The sequence below is a fragment of the Brenneria sp. hezel4-2-4 genome (assembly GCF_013155275.1).
GTDB lineage: Bacteria > Pseudomonadota > Gammaproteobacteria > Enterobacterales > Enterobacteriaceae > Brenneria.
The window spans coordinates 109,458-130,789 of record NZ_JABJXS010000001.1 but is presented as its reverse complement, the minus strand read 5'-3'; the positions used below and the strand labels follow the sequence as shown (position 1 = coordinate 130,789).

Genomic DNA, 21,332 nt, shown 5'->3' with positions numbered 1-21,332 from the left:
GTTGCGGTATTCCCGTGGGGGGAAAATAGGTTCTACGCTTCGGCCCCGGACTGCGGGCCGTAAGCCGGTTCCGCTATGCGGCACCACTGTTGGTAACGTTGGTAAAGCTGCTGGTAGCGGGCAACACGCCGGCTATCCGGCATTAGTGTGCGTTCGATACCGCTGGACATATGGCGTTGCGCGGCAGGGATATCGGCATGAACGCCGGCGGCGACGGCGGCAAAGATGGCCGCGCCCAGGGCGCAGCATTGATCGGAGGCCACAATTTGCAACGGACGGTTCATCACATCGCTACAGACCTGCATGATGGCGGGCGATTTACGGGCGATGCCGCCCAGCGCCATAATGTTTTCAACCGCAATGCCCTGATCTTCAAAACATTCCATAATGGCGCGGGCGCCGAAGGCGGTGGCGGCGATAAACCCGCCGAACAGCGTCGGGGCGTCGGTTGCCAGATTCAGGTCGGCGATGACGCCTTTTAGCCGCTGATTGGCGAACGGAGTTCTGCGTCCGTTAAACCAATCGAGCACCACCGGCAGGCGATCCAGCGTCGGGTTTTCAGCCCAGGCCTGGGTCAGCCGCTCCAGCAGCCGGGTTTCGGTGTCCTGTAAGGGGATTTTGAGTTCGGGATGATCGCTGATCGCCTGCTGCAACGGCCAGTTCAGCAGGCGGCTAAACCAGGCATACATATCGCCAAAGGCGGATTGCCCGGCTTCCAGCCCGATATAACCGGGCACCACGCTGCCATCAACCTGGCCGCAAATCCCCGTGATTGTCCGATCGGCGATGCGCGCGTCGTCGGCAATCAGAATGTCGCAGGTGGATGTTCCGATCACTTTGACCAGGGTATAGGGTTTGGCGCCGGCCCCCACGGCGCCGACGTGGCAGTCAAATGCGCCGCCGGCGATCGTCACGGTCGCCGGCAGGCCGAGGCGCCGCGCCCAGTCAGCGGTAAGAGTGCCGACCGGCCGATCGGCGGTCCAGGTGTCGGTAAACAGCGGGTATTGCAGGTTTTCGGTCAGGCGGGGATCGAGCGCCTGTAAAAAATCTTTTGACGGCAAGCCGCCCCAGTCCGGGTGCCAGAGCGATTTGTGGCCGGCGCTGCACCGGCCGCGTTTGATGCCGCCCGGCGTTGTGGCGCCGGACAGCAGGGCGGGCACCCAGTCACACAGTTCGATCCAGGAAACGGCGGCCTGACGCACGGCGGCGTCCTGACGCGATAGGTGGAGAATTTTGGCCCAGAACCATTCCGAGGAGTAAACGCCGCCGATGTAGCGGGTGTAATCCGCAAACCGACCGCTGCGGCACAGGGCGTTGATCTCCTCCGCTTCCTCTATGGCGGTGTGATCTTTCCATAGTACGAACATGGCATTGGGGTTTTCGGCGAATTCGGGACGCAATGCCAGAACGTCGCCTTGCGCATCGATAGGGGCCGGGGTGGAGCCGGTTGAATCCACGCCGATGCCGATGATCTGTTGACGCTGTCCGGCCGTCAGGCGTCCCGCGACCGCACGAATCGCCTGTTCCAGTGATTCGATATAATCCAACGGATGATGGCGGAATTGGTTTTGCGCCGGCTGACAATACTTTCCTTCACGCCAGCGGGGATAAAAAACCACCTCTGTTGCTAATTCTTGTCCGGTTTGACAGTCAACGGCCAATGCGCGCACCGAATCACTGCCAAAGTCGAGGCCAATCGTAATCGCACCCGCATTCATTGCTCTGCTCCTGTTCATCCGCCGTTATTTATTGCTGGTTACGATAGAGGGGGGATGCCCGGCGGAGTGAGGAGCGGTTAGCTGGAAGTATGTATTTTTCTGCCGCCGATAGTCATTTTGTGATGTTCGTCAAAAGTTAACGACTGGTTAAATTTGCTAAATATATGCACAAACCTGTCGTTATTCCGCTATGTGATAACGCTCTATATTATTGATGAAAATAACCGCTAAAACATACAACGTCTGAATGCCGCTGAGTAAAGAATTTGCACTAAGTCCGTGTTTTTACTTTATCCAGACTGAAAATGCCTTACTGGAAACGATTACACACCCACGATCCTCTGAGGTGTAAAAAATCACTATACCGGAGAACATCATGCATAAATTCACTAAGGCGCTGGCGACGATTGGGCTGGCCGCCGTTATGTCACAATCGGCTATCGCCGAAACAATGAAGCTGGGGTTTTTGGTGAAACAACCCGAAGAGCCCTGGTTTCAGACTGAATGGAAATTTGCTGATAAGGCAGGAAAAGATCTCGGTTTCGACGTTATCAAAATTGCCGTTCCGGACGGCGAAAAAACCCTTAACGCGATTGATAGCCTGGCGGCCAGCGGGGCGAAAGGTTTCGTTATCTGCACCCCCGATCCGAAATTGGGGCCGGCCATTGTCGCCAAAGCGCGCGGCTACGATTTGAAAGTCATCGCCGTCGACGATCAGTTCGTCAACGCCAAAGGGGAACCGATGGATACCGTGCCGCTGGTGATGATGGCCGCCACCAAAATCGGCGAGCGACAGGGGCAGGAGCTGTGGAAGGAAATGAATAAACGCGGCTGGAAAGTCGATGAAACGGCGGTGATGGCGATTACCGCCAATGAACTGGATACCGCCCGCCGCCGGACTTCCGGCTCGATGGATGCCTTGAAAGCCGCCGGTTTCCCGGAAAAACAAATCTATCAGGTGCCGACCAAATCCAATGATATTCCCGGCGCATTCGACGCCGCCAACTCCATGCTGGTGCAACATTCGCAAGTGAAAAACTGGCTGATTGTCGGCATGAACGATAACACCGTGCTGGGCGGCGTGCGGGCTACCGAAGGGCAAGGGTTCAAAGCGGAGAACGTGATTGGCATCGGCATTAACGGCGTGGATGCGGTGAGTGAACTGTCAAAAGGACAGAGCACGGGCTTTTATGGTTCGCTGTTGCCGAGTCCCGATATCCACGGCTATAAAAGTATCCAGATGCTGAATGAGTGGGTCGCCAACGGGGTTGAACCGCAAAAATTTACCGAAGTTACCGATGTCGTGCTGATCACCCGCGACAACTTCAAAGTCGAACTGGAGAAAAAAGGCCTGTTGTAAGCCCTTTTTTGCGGCAAGACATGGATGTCTTCGCCGTTTCTGCCACAACGGTTTTAACCATGAGGACACGGAAATGACGGCACGGTCACCCTATTTGTCGTTTCATGGCATTGGAAAAGAATTTCCCGGCGTCAAGGCGCTGGCGGACATCAGCTTTTCCTGCCAGGCAGGTCAGATCCATGCATTGATGGGAGAAAACGGGGCGGGTAAATCCACGCTGCTGAAAATCCTGAGCGGCAACTATTTGCCTTCCGCCGGAGAAATCCATATTCAGGGGCGGCCCGTGCGGTTCAACAATACGATGGATGCGCTGAATGCCGGCGTGGCGATTATTTATCAGGAGTTGCATCTGGTGCCGGAAATGACGGTGGCGGAGAATATTTATCTCGGTCAGTTGCCGCACAAGTACGGCCTGGTGAATTATTCGCTGCTGCGTTACGAAACCAAACTGCAACTTGAACATCTGGGGGTGGATATCGACCCCGATACCCCGCTTAAGTACCTGTCTATCGGTCAATGGCAAATGGTGGAGATTGCCAAGGCGCTGGCCCGCAACGCGAAAATTATTGCTTTTGATGAGCCGACCAGTTCGCTATCCGCGCGTGAAATCGAACAACTGTTCCGGGTGATCGCCGAATTACGCCGCGAAGGGCGGGTTATTTTGTACGTTTCACACCGTATGGAGGAAATTTTCGCTCTCGCCGACGCCATCACGGTGTTTAAAGACGGCCGCTGTGTGCGCACGTTCGATGATATGCAACAGGTCAACCATGAATCGCTGGTGCTGGCGATGGTGGGAAGAAATCTGGGGGATATCTATGGCTATGCGCCACGTCCGCACGGCGAGGAGCGGCTGACGTTGAGGGAGGTTAAGGCGCCGGGGGTGAAGTCGGCCATTTCGCTGCATGTGCGTCAAGGGGAGATTGTCGGGCTGTTCGGACTGGTGGGCGCCGGGCGCAGCGAACTGATGAAAGGGCTGTTTGGCGCGACCCGCATCAGCGGTGGGCAGGTGCTGCTGGACGGCAAGCCGCTGGTGGTGAATTCGCCGATTGATGCCATCCGTCAGGGCGTGATGCTGTGCCCGGAAGACCGCAAGGCGGAGGGCATCATCGCCGTTCACTCGGTGCGCGACAACATTAATATCAGCGCCCGCCGCAAGAGTCTGAAAGCCGGTTTTATCATCAACACCCCGTGGGAAAAAGATAATGCCGCCCGCCGCATTCAGGCGCTGAACATTAAAACCCCGAGCGCGGAACAATTGATGATGAATCTTTCCGGCGGTAATCAGCAGAAGGCGATTCTCGGCCGCTGGCTATCGGAAGAGATGAAAGTCATCCTGCTGGATGAGCCAACGCGCGGGATTGATGTCGGCGCCAAACATGAAATTTACCACGTCATTTATGAACTGGCGAAACAAGGCATTGCCGTTCTGTTCGCCTCCAGCGATCTGCCGGAGGTGCTTGGACTGGCGGACCGAATTATTGTGATGCGCGAGGGCGAGGTATCCGGCGAACTTCTGCATGACGAGGCCACTGAGCAAAAAGCGCTGAGTCTGGCGATGTTACGAACCCCTGATATCGAATCTGCGGTTGCCTGACCGTAAAGGAGCAAAACCATGCCAATAAGTAAAACAGATTCAACGGTAACCGCTGCGGCTTCCGAGAAGAAAAGAGTCGGGGCCGGCATGTCCCGCATTTGGGATAACTACGGCATGCTGGTGGTTTTTGCCGTGCTGTTTCTGGGATGCGCGATTTTTGTGCCCAACTTCGCCAGTTTTATCAATATGAAAGGACTGGGACTGGCGATATCCATGTCGGGTATGGTGGCCTGCGGCATGTTGTTTTGCCTGGCGTCCGGGGATTTCGACTTGTCCGTCGCGTCCATTATCGCCTGCGCCGGCGTGACCACGGCGGTGGTGATCAACCTCAGCGAAAGCCTGTGGATCGGCGTCGGCGCCGGATTATTGCTGGGCGTGGCATTCGGTCTGCTTAACGGCTTTATCATTGCGCGTCTTAAGATCAACGCGCTGATCACCACGCTGGCGACGATGCAGATTGCGCGCGGGCTGGCTTACATCATCTCTGATGGTAAGGCGGTGGGGATTGAAGACGAACGCTTCTTTGAACTGGGTTATGCCAACTGGCTGGGACTGCCGGCGCCGATCTGGATTACCCTGGGGTGCATGGTGTTGTTCGGGCTGCTGCTGAATAAAACCACCTTCGGGCGCAATACGCTGGCGATCGGCGGCAATGAAGAGGCCGCGCGGCTGGCGGGAGTGCCTGTCGTTCGCACGAAAATCATCATCTTTGCGCTTTCCGGGCTGGTATCCGCCGCGGCGGGCATCATTCTGGCCTCACGCATGACCAGCGGCCAGCCGATGACCTCCATTGGCTATGAGCTGATCGTGATCTCCGCCTGTGTGCTGGGCGGGGTGTCTTTGAAGGGCGGCATCGGAAAAATTTCCTATGTGATCGCCGGGGTGCTGATTCTGGGCACCGTGGAAAATGCGATGAACCTATTGAATATTTCGCCGTTTTCCCAATATGTGGTGCGCGGTTTGATTCTGCTGGCGGCGGTGATCTTCGACCGTTACAAACAGATGGCGAAAAAGACCGCATAGGCTTGATGACCGTTATGTCCCTATCGGCGCGGCGCGGATAAGGGACAAGGAAGAAAAATTTCGTATTTTACTCTGCGCATTCCGGAGGTTTGATGTATCACCGCGTGGCAGATGAATCCCAGTCCAATCCGTTGCTGCCGGGCTATGCGTTTAACGCCTATCTGGTCGCCGGGTTGACGCCGATCCTGGCGAACGGCCCGCTCGATTTCTTTATCGATCGCCCTGACGGCATGAAAGGCTACATTATTAATCTCACGATAAAAGGGCGAGGGCAGGTTTTTGACGGTAAGAATGCCTTTTATTGCAATCCGGGGGATTTACTGCTGTTTCCCCCCAAATCGGCGCATTTTTACGGACGCTCGCCCGACAGCGATTGCTGGTATCACCGCTGGGTGTATTTCCGCCCTCGGGCCTATTGGGCCGACTGGCTGGAGTGGCATAGTCGGCACTGCGACGTCGGGCGCCTGAGCCTGCCGAATAATCAATTGTTGCTGGAGTTCGATCGGCTGTTTGCCGATATTGAACAAACGCAGCGCTCCGGGCGGCGATTCTCGGAAGAGCTGGGCATGAATTTACTTGAACGCCTGCTATTGAGGGCCATGGAAGAAGATCCGCTGAGTCCGCAAAAAATTATGGATCCGCGGGTGATTGAGGCCTGTCAGTTTATTACCGCCAACCTTGCCGGCGAGCTACGGATTGATGAGGTCGCCCGGCACGTCTGCCTGTCGCCGTCGCGGCTGGCCCATTTGTTCCGTGAACAGGTTGGCATCAATATTCTGCGCTGGCGTGAAGACCAGCGGGTGATCCGCGCCAAATTACTGTTGCAGACCACACAGGAATCCATCGCCAATATCGGCCGGGTCGTCGGGTATGACGATCAACTTTATTTTTCACGCGTGTTCCGTAAACGCGTCGGCGTCAGCCCCAGCGATTTCCGGCGTCGCAGCAGTGAAATCAATTATCCTGCGGTTAAAACGCCAGACTCGCCGATGTGGGGAGCCAGGGCCGCAAAAATTATCGGCGCCTGAGCGGCGGCTAAATAAGATGACTTAATCCGATAAATAGGCGATTTTTCCAATGCTATACTGTGCTCACTATTTGAAGTAAAACGGTCTAAAGGGGGATCGTCATGAGTGACAGCGTTCGTGTTGGATTAATAGGGTACGGTTATGCAAGCAAGACGTTCCATGCGCCGCTTATTGCCGGGACGTCAGGTCTGGAACTGGTGGCTGTCTCCAGCAGCGATGCCGATAAAGTTCATGCCGACTGGTCGAATATGCGAGTAGTGCATGAGCCGCAACAGTTGTTCAACGACCCTGATATCGATCTGATTGTGATCCCCACGCCTAACGACACCCACTTTCCGTTAGCCAAACAGGCGCTGGAAGCGGGCAAACATGTGGTGGTGGATAAACCGTTTACCGTGACGTTGTCACAAGCCCATGAACTGGGGTTGGTGGCGGAACATACCGGCAAACTGCTCTCGGTGTTCCAAAATCGCCGCTGGGACAGCGATTTTCTGACATTGAAGAATATATTGCATAGCGGGTCGTTAGGGGATGTGGTCTATATGGAGTCGCACTTTGACCGTTTCCGCCCGGAAGTTCGTCAACGCTGGCGTGAAGATGGCAGCAATGGCAGCGGCATCTGGTACGATCTGGGGCCGCATTTGTTGGATCAGGCTTTGCAACTGTTTGGTTTCCCGGTGGCGATTCAGGTGGATATGGCGCAGCTGCGGCCGGGAAGCAAGGCAATAGACTATTTCCACGCCACCCTGATTTATCCCCAACGCCGTATCGTTCTCCATGCCAGCATGCTGGCCGCCGCGCCTTCCGCGCGTTATATCGTCCACGGCACGCGCGGCAGCTTTGTCAAATACGGGTTGGATCCGCAGGAAGATCGGTTGAAAAAGGGTGAGCGTCCGCCCCAGGCGGATTGGGGACAGGATCGGCAGGATGGCGTGTTGACTCTGCATCATGACGGCATCACGGCCGAGCAGGCCGTTCCCTCGCTTCCCGGCAACTATCCGGCCTATTATGCGGCGATCCGTGATGCATTAACCGGCAAAGGGGAGAATCCGGTGACGGTTCATCAGGCGATCCAGGTCATGGAACTGATTGAGCTGGGGCTGATCTCGCATCAACAGAAAAAAGCGATGACGCTGAAAAATAGCTAGACCTGTCGTTTTTTATCACAGATAGTTGCTTCAGGGTTTAAGCAGGCGATCTTAGGATCGCCTGTATTGTTTAAATCAGGCTAATGATTAGCCATTGGGAAAAGGTATTAAAAATGGGGTGGTTGCAGCGGTTACGCATTGACAAATTTTTGCTGGTATTGGTTTTGGTGGTGGTTACGGCATCCGTGTTTCCCTGTGAGGGCGCCGTTAAGGTCTTTTTTGAATATCTGACGACAGCAGCTATCGCGCTGCTGTTTTTTATGCATGGCGCCAAGCTGTCGCGGGAAGCGATTACCGCCGGCATGGGACACTGGCGGCTGCATCTGGTGGTGTTCGCCAGCACGTTTTTACTGTTCCCCTTGCTGGGCATGGGAATGAGCGTTCTGGTGCCGGTGGTGCTTACCCCCACGCTGTATCTTGGTTTCCTTTATCTGTGCGCCTTGCCGGCGACCGTACAGTCGGCCATTGCCTACACCTCGATGGCCGGGGGCAACGTGGCGGCCGCCATTTGCAGCGCATCGGCTTCCAGCATCCTCGGCGTATTCCTGTCGCCGATATTGGTCGGCCTGCTGATGCACACGCAAGGCGAAGGATCGACGGATACGCTGCACGCCATCGGCTCGATTATCATGCAGTTGATGGTGCCGTTCGTGATCGGTCATTTATCGCGCCCGTTGATTGCCAAATGGATAGAACGTCACCGTAAACTGATTAATATTACCGATCGGTCATCAATTCTTCTGGTGGTGTACGTCGCCTTTAGCGAAGCCGTGGTGCAGGGGATCTGGAGTCAGATTAACGGCTGGTCTTTACTGGCCGTGGTGGGATGTTCCATTGTGTTGCTGACCATCGTGCTGGCGATCAATGTGCTGGTGGCGCGTAAGCTGGGATTCAATACGGAAGATGAGATCACGATCGTATTCTGCGGCTCCAAGAAAAGCCTGGCGAACGGCATTCCGATGGCGAACGTCTTGTTCCCGGCCGCGGCGGTGGGGGCGATGGTATTGCCATTAATGATATTCCATCAGATTCAGCTGATGGTTTGCGCGGCGTTGGCGCAACGCTACGCCAAACGGTTAAAACCTGTTTCGGCAGAGCAAAACACCGCGCCGCAGAAGTAATCCGCCATGCGTTGTAAAAAAGCGCTGGTTCACCGGTTAATGCCGATCGTTTAAAAGTACTTGAGCGATAGCCGGTAAGAGACAATCCGGAATCAGCCCCCTGAAAAAGAAAGCACCGGCGATATGATCGTTCGGTGCTCTATATACCATCTAAGTATCCGTTCAGCTACAAGTCACATAAGGCTTAAGTGAACGGCGTTCGTCTATTCCGAGGCTTTTTTGTTTCCGGCCCTTCTTATGAACACTCTGCGCCCGCTTGTGCCGTTGTAGTGCAGGTGCTCTGAGTTATTGTTTTTTATGGTGCATTATTGTTTCTTCCTGACGTTTTCTGCCGGAGGCCGTCAACGCTGAATCTACGGGAAAATGGGAACTAGGGCGCCGTTTTTAAGATCGCTTTGCCAGTGAAATATATCGTCTGACCCATCTCCCCAACAAAATAAGCCGCCTCTCCTGAAAGTATTAAAGCGCCGCCTGAAGCTGGCATAAACCTTGCAAAACGCCTCTCAAAGCCACTGGAGGATAAAATGAGTACAGATAATTTCCCCGCTATTAAAAAAACTGCATTGATTATTGTGGATATGCAGAACGACTTTATTCGGGATGGGGCTCCGCTGGAGGTGCCGGGGGGCAGGGATATTATTGGTCGTAACTTAGCACTGCTGCACTATTTTCGTGAGAGAGGCGAACCGGTGATCTTTTTAAGATGGCTGGCGGTGGAGAATGATCCACATCATCGCCTGGGAGGTAAGTTTTCCTGGATGAGCTTACTGGACGAGAACACGAAATCCTGCCGTCTCGGCTTTAAGCGCCGCTATCGCGATACTGAAACGGAACTGGATTGCTCGGCGGTGATTGACGAGCTAAAACCCAGAGATAACGAGTTCACCGTATTTAAATACGGCTACGGGGGCTTTTACGGCACGTCGCTTGGCGAACTTCTGGCCCTGCTTGGCGTGGATACGTTGGTGGTTACCGGAGTGGTTGCTGAATGCTGCGTCGAAGATACGGTACGTCAAGCCTGGAATCACGCTTATGCCGTTCTTGCTGTTAGCGATGCTATCGCGGCGATGAACGAGAAACGTATGGCTGAATCCATGAGCGTTATTGAAGAGAATTACGGCTGGGTAGCTGAAACCAGCGACGTTATTTCCCTGTTGAATCAATATAACAATAAGTAAGAGGCCGCCATGTTAGACCTGTTCAGTATTCACAATATAATGGTACATATTCCTATTGGTACCGGCGGCTACGATCTATCGTGGATTGAGGCCATTGGCACAGTGCTGGGGTTAATTAATATCTGGCTGGCGAGTCGGGCAATCACCATCAACTATTTATTCGGAATTTTAAATGTGCTGTTATTCACGCTGGTATTTTACCAAATCCAGCTGTACGCGAGCATGTTGCTGCAAGTGTTCTTCCTCGTCGCTAACATAGTCGGCTGGTACATGTGGCACCAGAGCGATAACTCAGAAAGCCCGGCAATTGTGGTCAGATGGATGCCGGTAAAACATACGGTGGTGGTCTGCATTATTAGCGTGCTGTGTATTGCGCTGGTCGCGGCTAACATTGATACGGTATTCGTCTGGCTGAGTAATGTGGCGCTTGATGTGATGCACATTTTCGGCGTTACGCTACCGCGCCCGGAAGCCATTCCGGATCCTTATCCGATAGCGGATTCCACCATCATGGTCATGTCGATTGTCGCCACAATACTGATGATAAAAAAGTATGTCGAAAACTGGATCATCTGGTGCGGGCTGGACGTGCTGTCGGTCTGGCTGTATGCGAAGCAGGGTGTCTATTTCATGTCTCTGGAATACACACTGCTGATTTTCATCGCCGCTTTTGGGATATGGAAATGGATCAAGCTGGCTCGCGAAAATAAAGGCTATGTGGAAGGGCGACTGGGTGCGTGCACTGAATGACCGGGCGCTTCTTGTGACGGTAAACCTATCGTCCGGGATGTCTTCGAGAGGTTACTGACGGCGGAAGGTGAGTCGACGCTGGCTCACCGACTGGTTTCTGCCGCCCCTGACGCTATTTGATGGCTGTTATTTCAGTGCGGATTTTTTGATTGAGCGGCCGGTTGAATGAGATAAAACGTAAAAACCTTTATTCTTCCGGAAAAAAAGCACCGGCGATATGATCGTTCGGTGCTCTATATACCACCTAAGTATCCTTCAGCTACAAGTCACATGCGGCTTAAATGAACGGCATTAATGGTTCACGGTCGCTTTTTTTATGACGGCTACTGTGCCGAAGCGCGTTTGCGCAGCACTTTTTCGCGTAGCTGTTTCTTTTCCTGATCGCTGAGAAAGGCGATGGTTAATCCATTCTCTTGCGCCTGCCGGGTTTCTTTCGCCGTCAGACCGGCCAATGGCGCCGCAACCTGGTATTCATGCTTGATTTCGATGCCCTGTACGGCCGGATCGTCGGTATTAATCGTCGCCGCAATACCATGACGCAGGAAATGGAGCAACGGGTGCTGATCCAGCGACTCAACGGTGCTGGTCTGAATGTTGGAAGTCAGGCAGGACTCAATGCCGATGTCGTTTTCCGCCATGTACCTCATTAATTCGCTATCGATAATGGCCGTTACGCCGTGACCAATTCGTTCCGCTTTCAGTTGATTGATGGCTTGCCAGATACTCTCAGGGCCGGCGGCTTCTCCCGCATGGGCGGTAATGTGCCAACCCGCGTCGTGGGCCTGTCTGAAATGCGAGGAAAACAGCTCGCCGGGATAGCCCAGTTCATCGCCGGCCAGGTCGAGCGCCACGATGTTATCGCGATAGGCCAGCAGGCCGTCCAGCTCCTGTTGACAGGCCTCAGTGCCGAAGGTGCGGCTCAGGATCCCGATCAGGCGGATATCAATATCCAGATCGCGGCAACCGGCGCTGACGCCATCCACCACGGCTTCAACCACGCCGGCAATCGGCAGTTGATGGTTCATCGCCATATAGTAGGGGGAGAAGCGGAGTTCCGCGTAATCCAGCCCGGCGTTGACCGCGTCCTCAACATTCTCATAAGCGATACGACGGCAGGCATCCAGTGAGCCGAGAACGGCGACGCCCCAGTCCAGTTTTTGCAAAAAACCGAGCAGATTCGGTTCATTTTCAATAATTTGAACATGAGGGCGGAGCGACGCCAGATCGTTGGCGGGTAAGGCGATGTTGAACTGGCGGCCCAGATCCAGAATGCTTTGAGCGCGGATATTACCATCCAGATGGCGGTGAATATCCGTGAGAGGGAGTAGCGAGTCAATCATGATGTACTCTTTGCAAATAGTCGTATCAGTAAACCGGACAATAGCCCGTAAGTGCCGTGCAGTATAAAAACAAATGATGGCGAATTGCCATTTTTTGCTAAAAAAAGTCGGCGACGATATCGATGACCGGGTAGCGAAAATCACCTTATCGGGCCGGCGTCCGGCGTGTTCGCCCGCCCAGCTTGGGGAGCACGCGGATATAAATCAGTTCGCTTAACAGCTCTACCAGCGTCTGAGTGACAATGATGGCCGGCAGCACCGGGATCGCTCCGGGTATGGCCAGCGCCAAAGGTAAAATCACCAGCGAGTTGCGCGTCGCGGCGCTGAAGGCAATGGCGCGTCCGCCGGCGGGATCGAGACGGAAGACTTTACCGGTGAACCATCCCAGAATCGGCGCGACGAGCGCGAACAACGCATAGAATGGAATGGCGATCGCGACGATAGACCAGGTGGATTTAAGCTGGGGAATAACCGTAATCACCACCACGAATAACACCAACGCGGTGGCGGGAACGGGCAACAGACCGAGCTTGTCGGCCGCGTTGTTCACGGACTGAAAACGCGCAGCCCCCCACTGAACCCCTCCGGCCAGCAGCAAGGGAAGCGCAATCAGCCCGATAAACGCATGCACAAACGGCGCGATATGGATGAGCGCCGCCGCTTGCTGATTAAGAAACAGATTAAGATAAAACGGCAATGCCAGCATTTGCGCCGCCAGCAGCAATGGCGTGGCGGCCAGCAGCTTCGGCGCATCCGCGCGTCCCAGATGCGAAAATGTCACCACGTAGTCGATGCACGGGGCGAGCAATACCAGCAGAATACCGAGCCGGATCAGCGGATCGGCAGGTAAATAGGGCAGCAGGCAGGCGAGAAACAGCGGTATAACGATAAAATTGGCGCTAAGCAAGGCAATAAGAAACCGTGCCTGGGTCATACTCCGTTTCAGTGACGTTAGCGGCACTTGCAGGAATGTGACAAAGAGCATCAGGGCCAGCGCCGGATTGATCGCCGCACTCAGTTTTTCTGTCCCGGGGAGTAACAGGGCCATCGGCACGGCCGTTATCACCGCGATAAAGTAGATTGCGGTTTGATGTTCTTCCATGAAAAGTTTGAATTTTTGCATACTCAATCTCTCAACGGGGCATAGCCTCCGGCAACCGGAAAACCCCGTGACGACGCAGGCCGTCACGGGGTTTTCGCTATCCGAACCGCAATATGTTACTGAGCGGGGGGCGGAGCAGGAAGGGACTCCTCTTCGCCGGGAATGCGGATAAAGGGAGCGATGAAATCCGCCAGTGGCATTTTGTTGCCGTTGAAATCAACCTGACCGTCGGCATACTGTAACGAACTGGTGATGGCATCGTCTTTGGTGACGGTAAGCTGGTTCATTTGTCCGATACTTGCCATCATCTGCGCCTGTTGCAGCGCCATTTGATTGGCTTGCGTTCTCTCTTCTTCATTGGCGGGTTGTGGCCCGGCCTGAACCATCAGTTCGGCCAGCATGGCTAACGGCACATTCAAGCGGGTATCCAGCTTTTTGACCGACTGGAGAAAGATTTTTTCTTCATCTGATGCGGCCGGATCGGCGGCTTTCGCGCTGTTCTGCAAAGGATCGGTTAAATCCAGCGCCAGCGAGAAGGTGCTTTCGCCTTTGCTGTTTTTCCAACTGATGGGGGCGATGGTGACATTCGGATTGCCCTTCAACAACTGAGGCAAATTGTGCAGGAAAATCATGGCGACTTCATGCTGATAGACTGCGGGATCCAGCGTGTCGGCGTTTTGCAGAAGCTGCTGCGCTTTCTGCTGATACTCGGCGGCAAAACGTTTCGTGCCTTCGCCATCCAAACGTGAGAAAGCGATATTGATATTGCCTGCGCCGAGGTTACGATCGCCGATCGCCAGCGAGGCCAGCGTCATCGCAATGTTGCCTGCCAGATTGTTCTCATCTTCCGTCACGCTGCTTTGTACCGACAGATTATTCAAGGTAACCGGCTCACCGCCTTCGACGGTAAATTTCAACGTCTTAAACGCCAGGGCGCCGTCGCCTAAATTGAGGTCGAATTTACCTTTATGGTTGTTGGTGTTCACCACAATGTCATTGATGCTGACCTGCTCGGTTTCACCCCAGGGATTTTTCTTCTCCATCAGCAGGTTATTCACCGTGCCCGCCAGCTTGCTGCTGCGCAAATCATTGGCGATATCCAACTGCAATTCAGTGCCGCTGAAAGAGAATTTCTGATCGGCGCCCTGATACTCAATGGGGAGCAGCGTCACATCCGAACGGGTATCGCCGCTATAGGCCACGCGGGTTTCGGCGGCGATAAACGGTTTGTCGCCGGTGAGATCGAACAACGGTTTCACCACCGGCGTATTCGCCAGTTCACTGTGTACCGAGGCCATCGCCGGGATCAGGTTAAACTTTTTAAGCTGCGCTAACGGGAAAGGGCCGTGAGAAACCGACTCATTGAAGACCACTTCCTCGCCGGGAGCGAGGATCTGTTGTCCTTTTGCCGAGCCATCGGCTTGCACAACGTACGCCAATTTGCTGCTGAAGATACCGCCCTGATAATCGCGGTACACGACTTTCAATCCGGCGTCGGGATAAGCTGTTTTCAATTGCATATTGACGTTGTCGGTAAACTCATCGATATGCTGAGCCAATTGTTTACCGGTGTACCAGGAAGCGCCGGTCCAGACTGCTCCCAGTGCGACGATCACGCTGGCGGCAACTAATGACTTCTTCATTTTTTCATCCTTTATTAAACGCGCGCCCGGACTCTTCCAGGCGGGTGGGTATGTACCGGTCATTACCGATTAAATACGCGAGCGATGCGCCCTTGTCCCTGCACCGTCACCGGCGATTCATTGGCGGCAATAAAGCAGGATTCCCCCGCCTTGAGCCTGACTTGCGCGTCGCCTTTTTGCAGCCGCGCATCGCCGTCAACACAGAAAACGATGGCGGCGCTGTTCTGGCTGAGCGTTTGTGAAGCGCCGTCCAGGTTATGCAGAGAAAAAGCAAAATCGTCGACGGGAATAGGGAAGCTTAGCTCATTTCCTTGCGAAATGGGGGCGGTCAACAACTGGGCCGCCGGTTTGGCGTCGAATTGCACATTGGCCAGGAGTTCCGGAATATCAATGTACTTCGGCGTTAATCCTGCCCGCAGCACATTGTCCGAATTGGCCATGACTTCCAGCGCCACCCCGTTTAAATAGGCGTGAGGCGTTTGCGCATATAAGAACATGGCTTCACCCGGCTGAAGCGTAATCACATTGAGCAACAGCGGCGAGAACAGGCCGCAATCGTCCGGGTAAAACTGCGTGATGTCCCGAATGGTTGACCAGGGTTCGCCGTGCTGGCTGTTCAGGGCGGCTTTTAACACGCCCAGCGCCCGGCTTTTTTGATCGCCATCCATGCTCAGCAGGTTGGTAAACAGCATGGCGAGATTTTTGCCGTCCGGCTGCTGTAAAAAGGCGGTAATGGAGGGGTGGGCGCTGGCGACGGGCTGCAATAGCGTGGCGATTTCAGATAATTCCCGAAAGCCGTTCATCGCCTGAAAAGGGGTGAGCGCGAAAACCAATTCCGGCTTGTGATTGGCGTCTTTATAGTTTCTTTCCGCCGCATCCAGCGCGATCCCGGCTGCATTTTCTTTGGCAAAGCCTTGTTCCGCCGCCGATTTACTGGGGTGAACCTGAATGGAAAGCGGCTGTTGCGCGCACAACACCTTAAATAAAAACGGTAATTCCCCGAAACGCCGCGCCACGCTTGCGCCAAGCTGTCCGGATAAATCCGCGGCGATGACGTCCCGCAGACTGCGTTGGTGACCTTTTTCATCGATTACGTGTGAACTGCTTTTCGGATGAGCGCCCATCCACAGTTCAGCCATTGGTAAATCATTAGGATTATCAATGCCATAAAGCTCAGTTAATGCGTGTTTGCTACCCCAGGCGTAGTGCTGGACACGATTGAGCATTTTTTGCATGTTGGCTTCCTGAATGTTAAATATCTGTTGGTTGAAATAATTCAAATAGTTAATAAAGTGATTGACTATGAATACGTTGTCTCTGCTCACACCATGGTAATGTTTTATGTGCCACTATTCCAGACAGTGCGGCTAAGGCTATTCATCTCATCATTCAGAATGCTAAGGAGAAAAGGCAATGACCACGACGCGTAGTGAAAAAGACTCAATGGGGCCGATCGATGTTCCCGCCGAACGTTTATGGGGCGCGCAGACGCAGCGTTCGCTGGAGCATTTTCGTATTTCCGAAGAAAAAATGCCGCGGGCATTAATCTACGCCTTGGCTCAAACCAAGCGTGCGGCCGCCAGCGTGAATATGGATCTGAAATTGCTCCCCGCAGACAGAGGCAACGCTATTGTTCAGGCGGCCGATGAGGTGCTGGCCGGCCGGCATGCCGACGAGTTTCCGTTAGCCATCTGGCAAACCGGTTCCGGCACCCAAAGTAATATGAACATGAATGAAGTGCTGGCTAACCGCGCCAGCGAATTGCTGGGCGGAGAGCGGGGCAATAATCGCCTGGTTCACCCCAACGATGATGTCAATAAGAGCCAAAGCTCTAACGATGTTTTTCCAACGGCGATGCATGTCGCCGCGGTATCGGCGATTAATGAACATCTGATCCCCGAACTACAGGAGTTGCAGCGTACGCTGGCCGATAAAGCCGAACAGTTTAACGATATCGTGAAAATCGGGCGCACCCATTTGCAGGATGCCACGCCGCTGACGCTGGGGCAGGAAATTTCCGGCTGGGTCGCCATGCTGCAACATAATCTAAAGCATATTGAAAACAGCGTGCCCCATCTGTGCGAGCTGGCGCTGGGCGGAACGGCCGTCGGAACCGGGTTAAATACCCATCCCGAATATGCCGTTCGCGTGGCGGCGGAACTGGCGAAACTCACCGGGCAGCCGTTGGTGACCGCGCCGAATAAGTTCGAAGCCCTGGGCACCTGTGATGCGCTGGTTCACGGACATGGCGCGTTGAAAGGGCTGGCCGCGTCATTGATGAAGATCGCCAACGATGTTCGCTGGCTGGCCTCCGGCCCGCGCTGCGGCATCGGCGAACTGAGCATTCCGGAAAATGAACCCGGCAGCTCCATTATGCCCGGCAAAGTTAACCCGACACAGTGCGAAGCCATGACCATGCTGTGCTGTCAGGTTATGGGCAATGACGTCGCTGTTAATATCGGGGGCGCATCGGGTAACTTTGAACTGAACGTCTACCGCCCGATGGTGATTCATAATTTCCTGCAATCCGTCCGCCTGCTGGCCGATGGAATGAAAAGCTTTAATGAACACTGCGCGGTCGGTATCGAACCCAATCGCGAACGCATCGATCAGTTGCTGAATGAATCGCTGATGTTGGTTACGGCGCTCAATACCCATATCGGTTATGACAAAGCCGCCGAGATTGCCAAGAAGGCGCATAAAGAAGGGCTGACGCTAAAGGCTTCGGCGCTGAAACTGGGGTATCTTACCGATGCGCAGTTCGATGAGTGGGTGCGGCCGCAGGATATGGTCGGCAGCCTGAAACGCTGATGCTTCAATGGGGTCGTCTTGTCTGGCGTGAGCGACTGCCTGGACATTGACTTACCGTACATCGGTATACAGATGCAGACGCGGTATCAGCAAACGCAGCGGCGTGGCCGGTGGTTTATGCTTATGTTTTATGTTGTTCGCATCATAGTTATTTAGTTCGCCAATAATGGGCGCGCCGCCGCCGCACTCTTGCTGACACAGCACCAACAGCGGTGACGGGCAGGGGTGCTGCACCTGCTTCTGCTGCTGCGGATACCACACTCTGGCGATCGGTTGGACTTTTACCGGTCGCTTTATTTTCAACACGGCCTGTTCCGGTAAGCGCAATATTTCTTCAATTTCCTGCGCCACTAATTCTCCCCATTGCTCTTTGCTGTACGGCGCGGCGCTTCTGCCTGCTTGCCGGCTTTTTTCCAGCTTCGCCAGTAACTCCGCGCGCGTCATATTTTTGATGATGTGCTTATTTGCCCAGCCAAAACGCACGGAAGCGGGATTGACAATCGGCGTCAGCGTCCGGTAGGCGCTTAATGTAATCAGCCCTGGCAGATGGGCATGTACAAACTCAAAGCGTTGTTCAGGCGCCAACCCGGACTCAACGGTGACAATCCGTTCCAGCGTTTTCTTCAGCGCGTTGATCTCGGTAATGAGCCGTTGCGCCTGCTGATACTGCTGCCGATCGACGGAAAAGCACAGCGCGCCGGGTAGTCGTATTGCGGCTTTACTGCTGATCGTTTCAGGGTAGTGGTGGATAAACAAACGCTTAAAATGCGCCAATCCGACTTCCCGCGCTTCCTGGCCGATATGCTGGCGAACGGCGATCTGTTCTATGGCGTCGTGTTCGGTGCCTTTTTCGATATCGGGTAACGAATAAATGCGTCCGGCCAGTAACCTGAATGCGGAAAATAGATCCTGAATCGAGGCCAGCTTTTCTTCCAGCGACGTAAAGCAACCGTGCATTTGATGAATGAGCGAATAACGATCCATAACAGCACACCAATTTAGTTACAACATACTAATGGTTATAATATAAATCCCTGACATCGGCAACAGTGTATCAGTTCGCCAAGCAGGGATTTATCGGGCAATGCGGCATCAGGAAAGCTGTTTCAGGCGAAAGCTCACGAGTAACGCCATCAGCAGCATCGTCGTCAGGAATACGGTGATCCCCGCCCAACCGTAAGCGTGCCAGAATACGCCGCCCAGGGTTCCCGCTATACTGGAGCCCAGATAATAGGAAAACAGATACATCGACGAGGCCTGGCCTTTTGCCCGGCGGGCGCGCTGACCAATCCAGCCGCTGGCAACGGCATGGGCCGCGAAAAAACCGGCGGCAAACAACATCATACCGATAAAAACACACGCCAACGGGCTTAAGGCGGTAACGCCAAGCCCCAGCAGCATCAACATAATGGAAATGCTCAACACCGGCCCCCGGCCGTAGCGGGAAGTCAATGCGCCGGCTTTCGGCGAACTGTAACTGCCGGTCAGGTAAACTACTGATAATAAACCGACGATCGCCTGGCTAAGCAAGTAGGGGGAAGCCAATAATCGGTAGCCGATATAATTAAACAGCGTAACGAACGATCCCATCAGCAAAAAGCCCTGCAAAAACAGCAACGGCAATCCGGCGTCATGCCAGTGTAGTTTGGCATTCAGCAATAAGCTCTTGGGTCGCAGCGAGCCGGGCCGGAAATGCCGTGATTCAGGCAAAATTTTCCAGAAAGTCAGCGCCGCGATTAGCGCCAGTACGCCAATCGCCCCAACGGCGACCCGCCACGGGAAATAGTCGCTCAATACGCCGCTGACCAGGCGTCCGCTCATGCCGCCAATGGAGTTGCCGCTGATATAAAGTCCCATCGAAAAAGCCAGTACGCTGGGATGGATCTCTTCACTCAGGTAACTCATGGCGACAGCCGCAACGCCGCTCAGCGATAACCCAATCATGGCGCGCATGATCAGTACGCCGTTCCAACTGCTCATAAACGCGCAAATGAGGGTGCAGGTAGCCGCCAACATCAGCGAAACAACCATCACATTCTTGCGTCCGACGGTATCCGACAAAGGGCCGGTAAACAGCAACCCGATGGCCAGCGTGACCGTTGATACCGAAAGCGACAGACTGCTGGTCGCCGGGGATATGGCAAAGTCCTGAGAAAGAACCGGTAACAGCGGTTGGACACAATAAAGCAGGGCGAACGTGGCGAGTCCGGCGGAAAACAGAGCCAGCGTCACGCGCATAAACTGCGGAGTGCCACGTTTGATATAAGGTAACTTACCGTTAACGGTCGGTTTAGCATCTACATCATGAGTGATAGACACGGGCATCGGCCCCGATGCCGGAGATGACGGGGTACTCAAAATAATTCCAGGTTCAGAAAGGAAAGATGCGGCGATCATAGAAGAGCGATAATATTTTGTATAATATATTAATAATCATGATTAATACTTATAAAATATGAATATCGAATTACGTCATCTCCGCTACTTTATTGCTGTTGCCGAAGAGTTGCATTTTGGTCGTGCGGCGGAGAAATTGCTTATTTCCCAACCGCCTCTCAGCCAACAAATTCAGATTCTGGAACAGCAGGTCGGCGCCAGATTATTAGAGCGCAATAACCGTAATGTCCGGCTGACGCCGGCGGGCGAAATGTTTTTAAAAGAGGCCTGGTCAATTATCGCGCAGGTGAATCAGGCGGCGGAACGCGCCGCACGGATCCAGCGCGGTGAAACGGGGGAGTTAACCATCGGCTTTACCTCATCAGCTCCTTTTATCAAAAAAGTATCCCGCAGTTTGCTGCGCTTTCGGCAATCCTTCCCTCAGGTACACATTCAGATGATGGAGTTGAATACCAAACAGCAGATCGAACCCCTGCTAAACGGTAAACTCGATCTGGGTGTTATGCGTAATAATCCGCTGCCCGATGCCCTTGAGCATCAACTGTTGCTGCATGAAGCCCTGGTTGCCGTAGTACATGAGGAACATCCGCTGGCCAGCCGGTCTGGCGGATCTATCAGTATTCGCCAATTGGCGAATGAGCCGTTTGTTTTCTTTTCACGCGCCGTCGGTACGGCCCTGTGCGACGAGACATTGACGCTGCTGAAGCGGTACGGTATTAGCCCCTATATCACGCAGGAAGTCGGCGAAGCCATGACGATTGTCGGCCTGGTGTCGTCAGGGTTGGGGGTTTCCATTCTTCCGGCATCTTTTATGCGTATTAATGTCGACGGCGTGAAATATTTGCCGCTGGCTGAACAGGATGCGATTACGGAAGTATGGCTGGTCACGGCCCGACACCGGCCTTTGAAGGCGGCGGCCCAGACGCTGATTTCGCTAATGCTTAACCGATAATATTTTCAATATGTGCGTTAAATCACATAACGAATCAAATATTTGACGCTTTTAACGAAAAGCTCCACCATACCCTCAGTTTTTTATTTCGCAGCGTGAAAAATAGAATACGGTAGCGGCAGTTTGCGCGATGGTAAAAATGTACGGTTGTAATGCAGTAATAA

At 53.9% G+C, this 21,332-nt stretch carries 17 protein-coding genes; 10 read left to right on the top strand and 7 right to left on the bottom strand.

The window, feature by feature from the left end; all coding sequences use genetic code 11:
- Window positions 1–32 precede the first annotated feature (32 nt).
- Window positions 33–1,718: a ribulokinase gene (locus HOY33_RS00545; RefSeq protein ID WP_172287660.1), complete on the bottom strand. Its 1,686-nt coding sequence runs from the start codon at window positions 1,716–1,718 to the stop codon at window positions 33–35.
- Between the two features lie 376 nt (window positions 1,719–2,094).
- Here HOY33_RS00545 and HOY33_RS00540 point away from each other — a divergent pair, with 376 nt between their 5' ends.
- The 8 genes from HOY33_RS00540 (at window position 2,095) to pnuC (ending at window position 10,923) form a co-directional block, all read left to right on the top strand.
- Complete coding sequence (locus HOY33_RS00540; RefSeq protein WP_172287658.1) at window positions 2,095–3,078, top strand: arabinose ABC transporter substrate-binding protein; 984 nt, start codon at window positions 2,095–2,097, stop codon at window positions 3,076–3,078.
- A 73-nt stretch (window positions 3,079–3,151) separates the two neighbouring features.
- Window positions 3,152–4,675: an L-arabinose ABC transporter ATP-binding protein AraG gene (gene araG, locus HOY33_RS00535; RefSeq protein ID WP_172287657.1), complete on the top strand. Its 1,524-nt coding sequence runs from the start codon at window positions 3,152–3,154 to the stop codon at window positions 4,673–4,675.
- An 18-nt stretch (window positions 4,676–4,693) separates the two neighbouring features.
- Window positions 4,694–5,698, top strand: a complete 1,005-nt coding sequence (araH, locus tag HOY33_RS00530; RefSeq protein ID WP_172287655.1) for an L-arabinose ABC transporter permease AraH — start codon at window positions 4,694–4,696, stop codon at window positions 5,696–5,698.
- Window positions 5,699–5,790: 92 nt separating this feature from the next.
- On the top strand, window positions 5,791–6,726 hold the full coding sequence (gene araC, locus HOY33_RS00525; RefSeq protein WP_172287653.1) for an arabinose operon transcriptional regulator AraC: 936 nt from the start codon (window positions 5,791–5,793) through the stop codon (window positions 6,724–6,726).
- Window positions 6,727–6,827: 101 nt separating this feature from the next.
- A complete protein-coding gene (locus HOY33_RS00520; protein ID WP_172287651.1) occupies window positions 6,828–7,874 on the top strand; it encodes an oxidoreductase in 1,047 nt (348 codons plus the stop codon).
- 113 nt (window positions 7,875–7,987) lie between these two features.
- Complete coding sequence (locus tag HOY33_RS00515) at window positions 7,988–8,995, top strand: bile acid:sodium symporter family protein (protein WP_172287649.1); 1,008 nt, start codon at window positions 7,988–7,990, stop codon at window positions 8,993–8,995.
- Window positions 8,996–9,519: 524 nt separating this feature from the next.
- Window positions 9,520–10,173, top strand: coding sequence for a cysteine hydrolase family protein (locus HOY33_RS00510; protein WP_172287648.1), 654 nt, complete (start codon window positions 9,520–9,522; stop codon window positions 10,171–10,173).
- Window positions 10,174–10,182: 9 nt separating this feature from the next.
- On the top strand, window positions 10,183–10,923 hold the full coding sequence (pnuC, locus tag HOY33_RS00505) for a nicotinamide riboside transporter PnuC (RefSeq protein ID WP_172287646.1): 741 nt from the start codon (window positions 10,183–10,185) through the stop codon (window positions 10,921–10,923).
- Between the two features lie 323 nt (window positions 10,924–11,246).
- On the opposite strand, the gene add is transcribed toward pnuC, so the two are convergent.
- The 4 genes from add to manA form a co-directional block, all read right to left on the bottom strand.
- Window positions 11,247–12,263 carry an adenosine deaminase gene (add, locus tag HOY33_RS00500; protein ID WP_172287644.1) on the bottom strand — a complete coding sequence of 339 codons (1,017 nt, stop codon included), beginning with the start codon at window positions 12,261–12,263 and terminating at the stop codon, window positions 11,247–11,249.
- Between the two features lie 145 nt (window positions 12,264–12,408).
- Window positions 12,409–13,386, bottom strand: coding sequence for an arsenic resistance protein (locus HOY33_RS00495; RefSeq protein ID WP_172287643.1), 978 nt, complete (start codon window positions 13,384–13,386; stop codon window positions 12,409–12,411).
- Window positions 13,387–13,481: 95 nt separating this feature from the next.
- A complete protein-coding gene (locus HOY33_RS00490; RefSeq protein ID WP_172287641.1) occupies window positions 13,482–15,008 on the bottom strand; it encodes a YdgA family protein in 1,527 nt (508 codons plus the stop codon).
- Between the two features lie 62 nt (window positions 15,009–15,070).
- A complete protein-coding gene (manA, locus tag HOY33_RS00485) occupies window positions 15,071–16,243 on the bottom strand; it encodes a mannose-6-phosphate isomerase (RefSeq protein ID WP_172287639.1) in 1,173 nt (390 codons plus the stop codon).
- A gap of 178 nt (window positions 16,244–16,421) precedes the next feature.
- Between manA and fumC the strand changes: the two genes are divergently transcribed.
- A complete protein-coding gene (gene fumC, locus HOY33_RS00480) occupies window positions 16,422–17,819 on the top strand; it encodes a class II fumarate hydratase (protein ID WP_172287637.1) in 1,398 nt (465 codons plus the stop codon).
- A gap of 51 nt (window positions 17,820–17,870) precedes the next feature.
- On the opposite strand, the gene tus is transcribed toward fumC, so the two are convergent.
- Together tus and HOY33_RS00470 are read right to left on the bottom strand one after the other, a co-directional pair.
- Window positions 17,871–18,803, bottom strand: coding sequence for a DNA replication terminus site-binding protein (gene tus / locus HOY33_RS00475; protein WP_172287636.1), 933 nt, complete (start codon window positions 18,801–18,803; stop codon window positions 17,871–17,873).
- 108 nt (window positions 18,804–18,911) lie between these two features.
- Window positions 18,912–20,144 (bottom strand): MFS transporter, encoded by a 1,233-nt coding sequence (locus tag HOY33_RS00470; protein WP_172288756.1) that lies wholly within the window; start codon window positions 20,142–20,144, stop codon window positions 18,912–18,914.
- A gap of 130 nt (window positions 20,145–20,274) precedes the next feature.
- On the opposite strand from HOY33_RS00470, the gene HOY33_RS00465 reads away from it, so the two are divergent.
- Window positions 20,275–21,168 carry a LysR substrate-binding domain-containing protein gene (locus tag HOY33_RS00465; RefSeq protein ID WP_172287634.1) on the top strand — a complete coding sequence of 298 codons (894 nt, stop codon included), beginning with the start codon at window positions 20,275–20,277 and terminating at the stop codon, window positions 21,166–21,168.
- Window positions 21,169–21,332 lie beyond the last annotated feature (164 nt).

Coding starts and splice junctions, on each gene's coding strand:
- HOY33_RS00520 (WP_172287651.1), top strand. CDS start 6,828: ATGAGTGACAGCGTTCGTGTTGGATTAATAGGGTACGGTTATGCAAGC.
- araC (WP_172287653.1), top strand. CDS start 5,791: ATGTATCACCGCGTGGCAGATGAATCCCAGTCCAATCCGTTGCTGCCG.
- HOY33_RS00490 (WP_172287641.1), bottom strand. CDS start 15,008: ATGAAGAAGTCATTAGTTGCCGCCAGCGTGATCGTCGCACTGGGAGCA.
- tus (WP_172287636.1), bottom strand. CDS start 18,803: ATGGATCGTTATTCGCTCATTCATCAAATGCACGGTTGCTTTACGTCG.
- araH (WP_172287655.1), top strand. CDS start 4,694: ATGCCAATAAGTAAAACAGATTCAACGGTAACCGCTGCGGCTTCCGAG.
- HOY33_RS00540 (WP_172287658.1), top strand. CDS start 2,095: ATGCATAAATTCACTAAGGCGCTGGCGACGATTGGGCTGGCCGCCGTT.
- HOY33_RS00545 (WP_172287660.1), bottom strand. CDS start 1,718: ATGAATGCGGGTGCGATTACGATTGGCCTCGACTTTGGCAGTGATTCG.
- fumC (WP_172287637.1), top strand. CDS start 16,422: ATGACCACGACGCGTAGTGAAAAAGACTCAATGGGGCCGATCGATGTT.
- manA (WP_172287639.1), bottom strand. CDS start 16,243: ATGCAAAAAATGCTCAATCGTGTCCAGCACTACGCCTGGGGTAGCAAA.
- HOY33_RS00465 (WP_172287634.1), top strand. CDS start 20,275: ATGAATATCGAATTACGTCATCTCCGCTACTTTATTGCTGTTGCCGAA.
- HOY33_RS00495 (WP_172287643.1), bottom strand. CDS start 13,386: ATGCAAAAATTCAAACTTTTCATGGAAGAACATCAAACCGCAATCTAC.
- HOY33_RS00470 (WP_172288756.1), bottom strand. CDS start 20,144: ATGCCCGTGTCTATCACTCATGATGTAGATGCTAAACCGACCGTTAAC.
- HOY33_RS00510 (WP_172287648.1), top strand. CDS start 9,520: ATGAGTACAGATAATTTCCCCGCTATTAAAAAAACTGCATTGATTATT.
- araG (WP_172287657.1), top strand. CDS start 3,152: ATGACGGCACGGTCACCCTATTTGTCGTTTCATGGCATTGGAAAAGAA.
- pnuC (WP_172287646.1), top strand. CDS start 10,183: ATGTTAGACCTGTTCAGTATTCACAATATAATGGTACATATTCCTATT.
- HOY33_RS00515 (WP_172287649.1), top strand. CDS start 7,988: ATGGGGTGGTTGCAGCGGTTACGCATTGACAAATTTTTGCTGGTATTG.
- add (WP_172287644.1), bottom strand. CDS start 12,263: ATGATTGACTCGCTACTCCCTCTCACGGATATTCACCGCCATCTGGAT.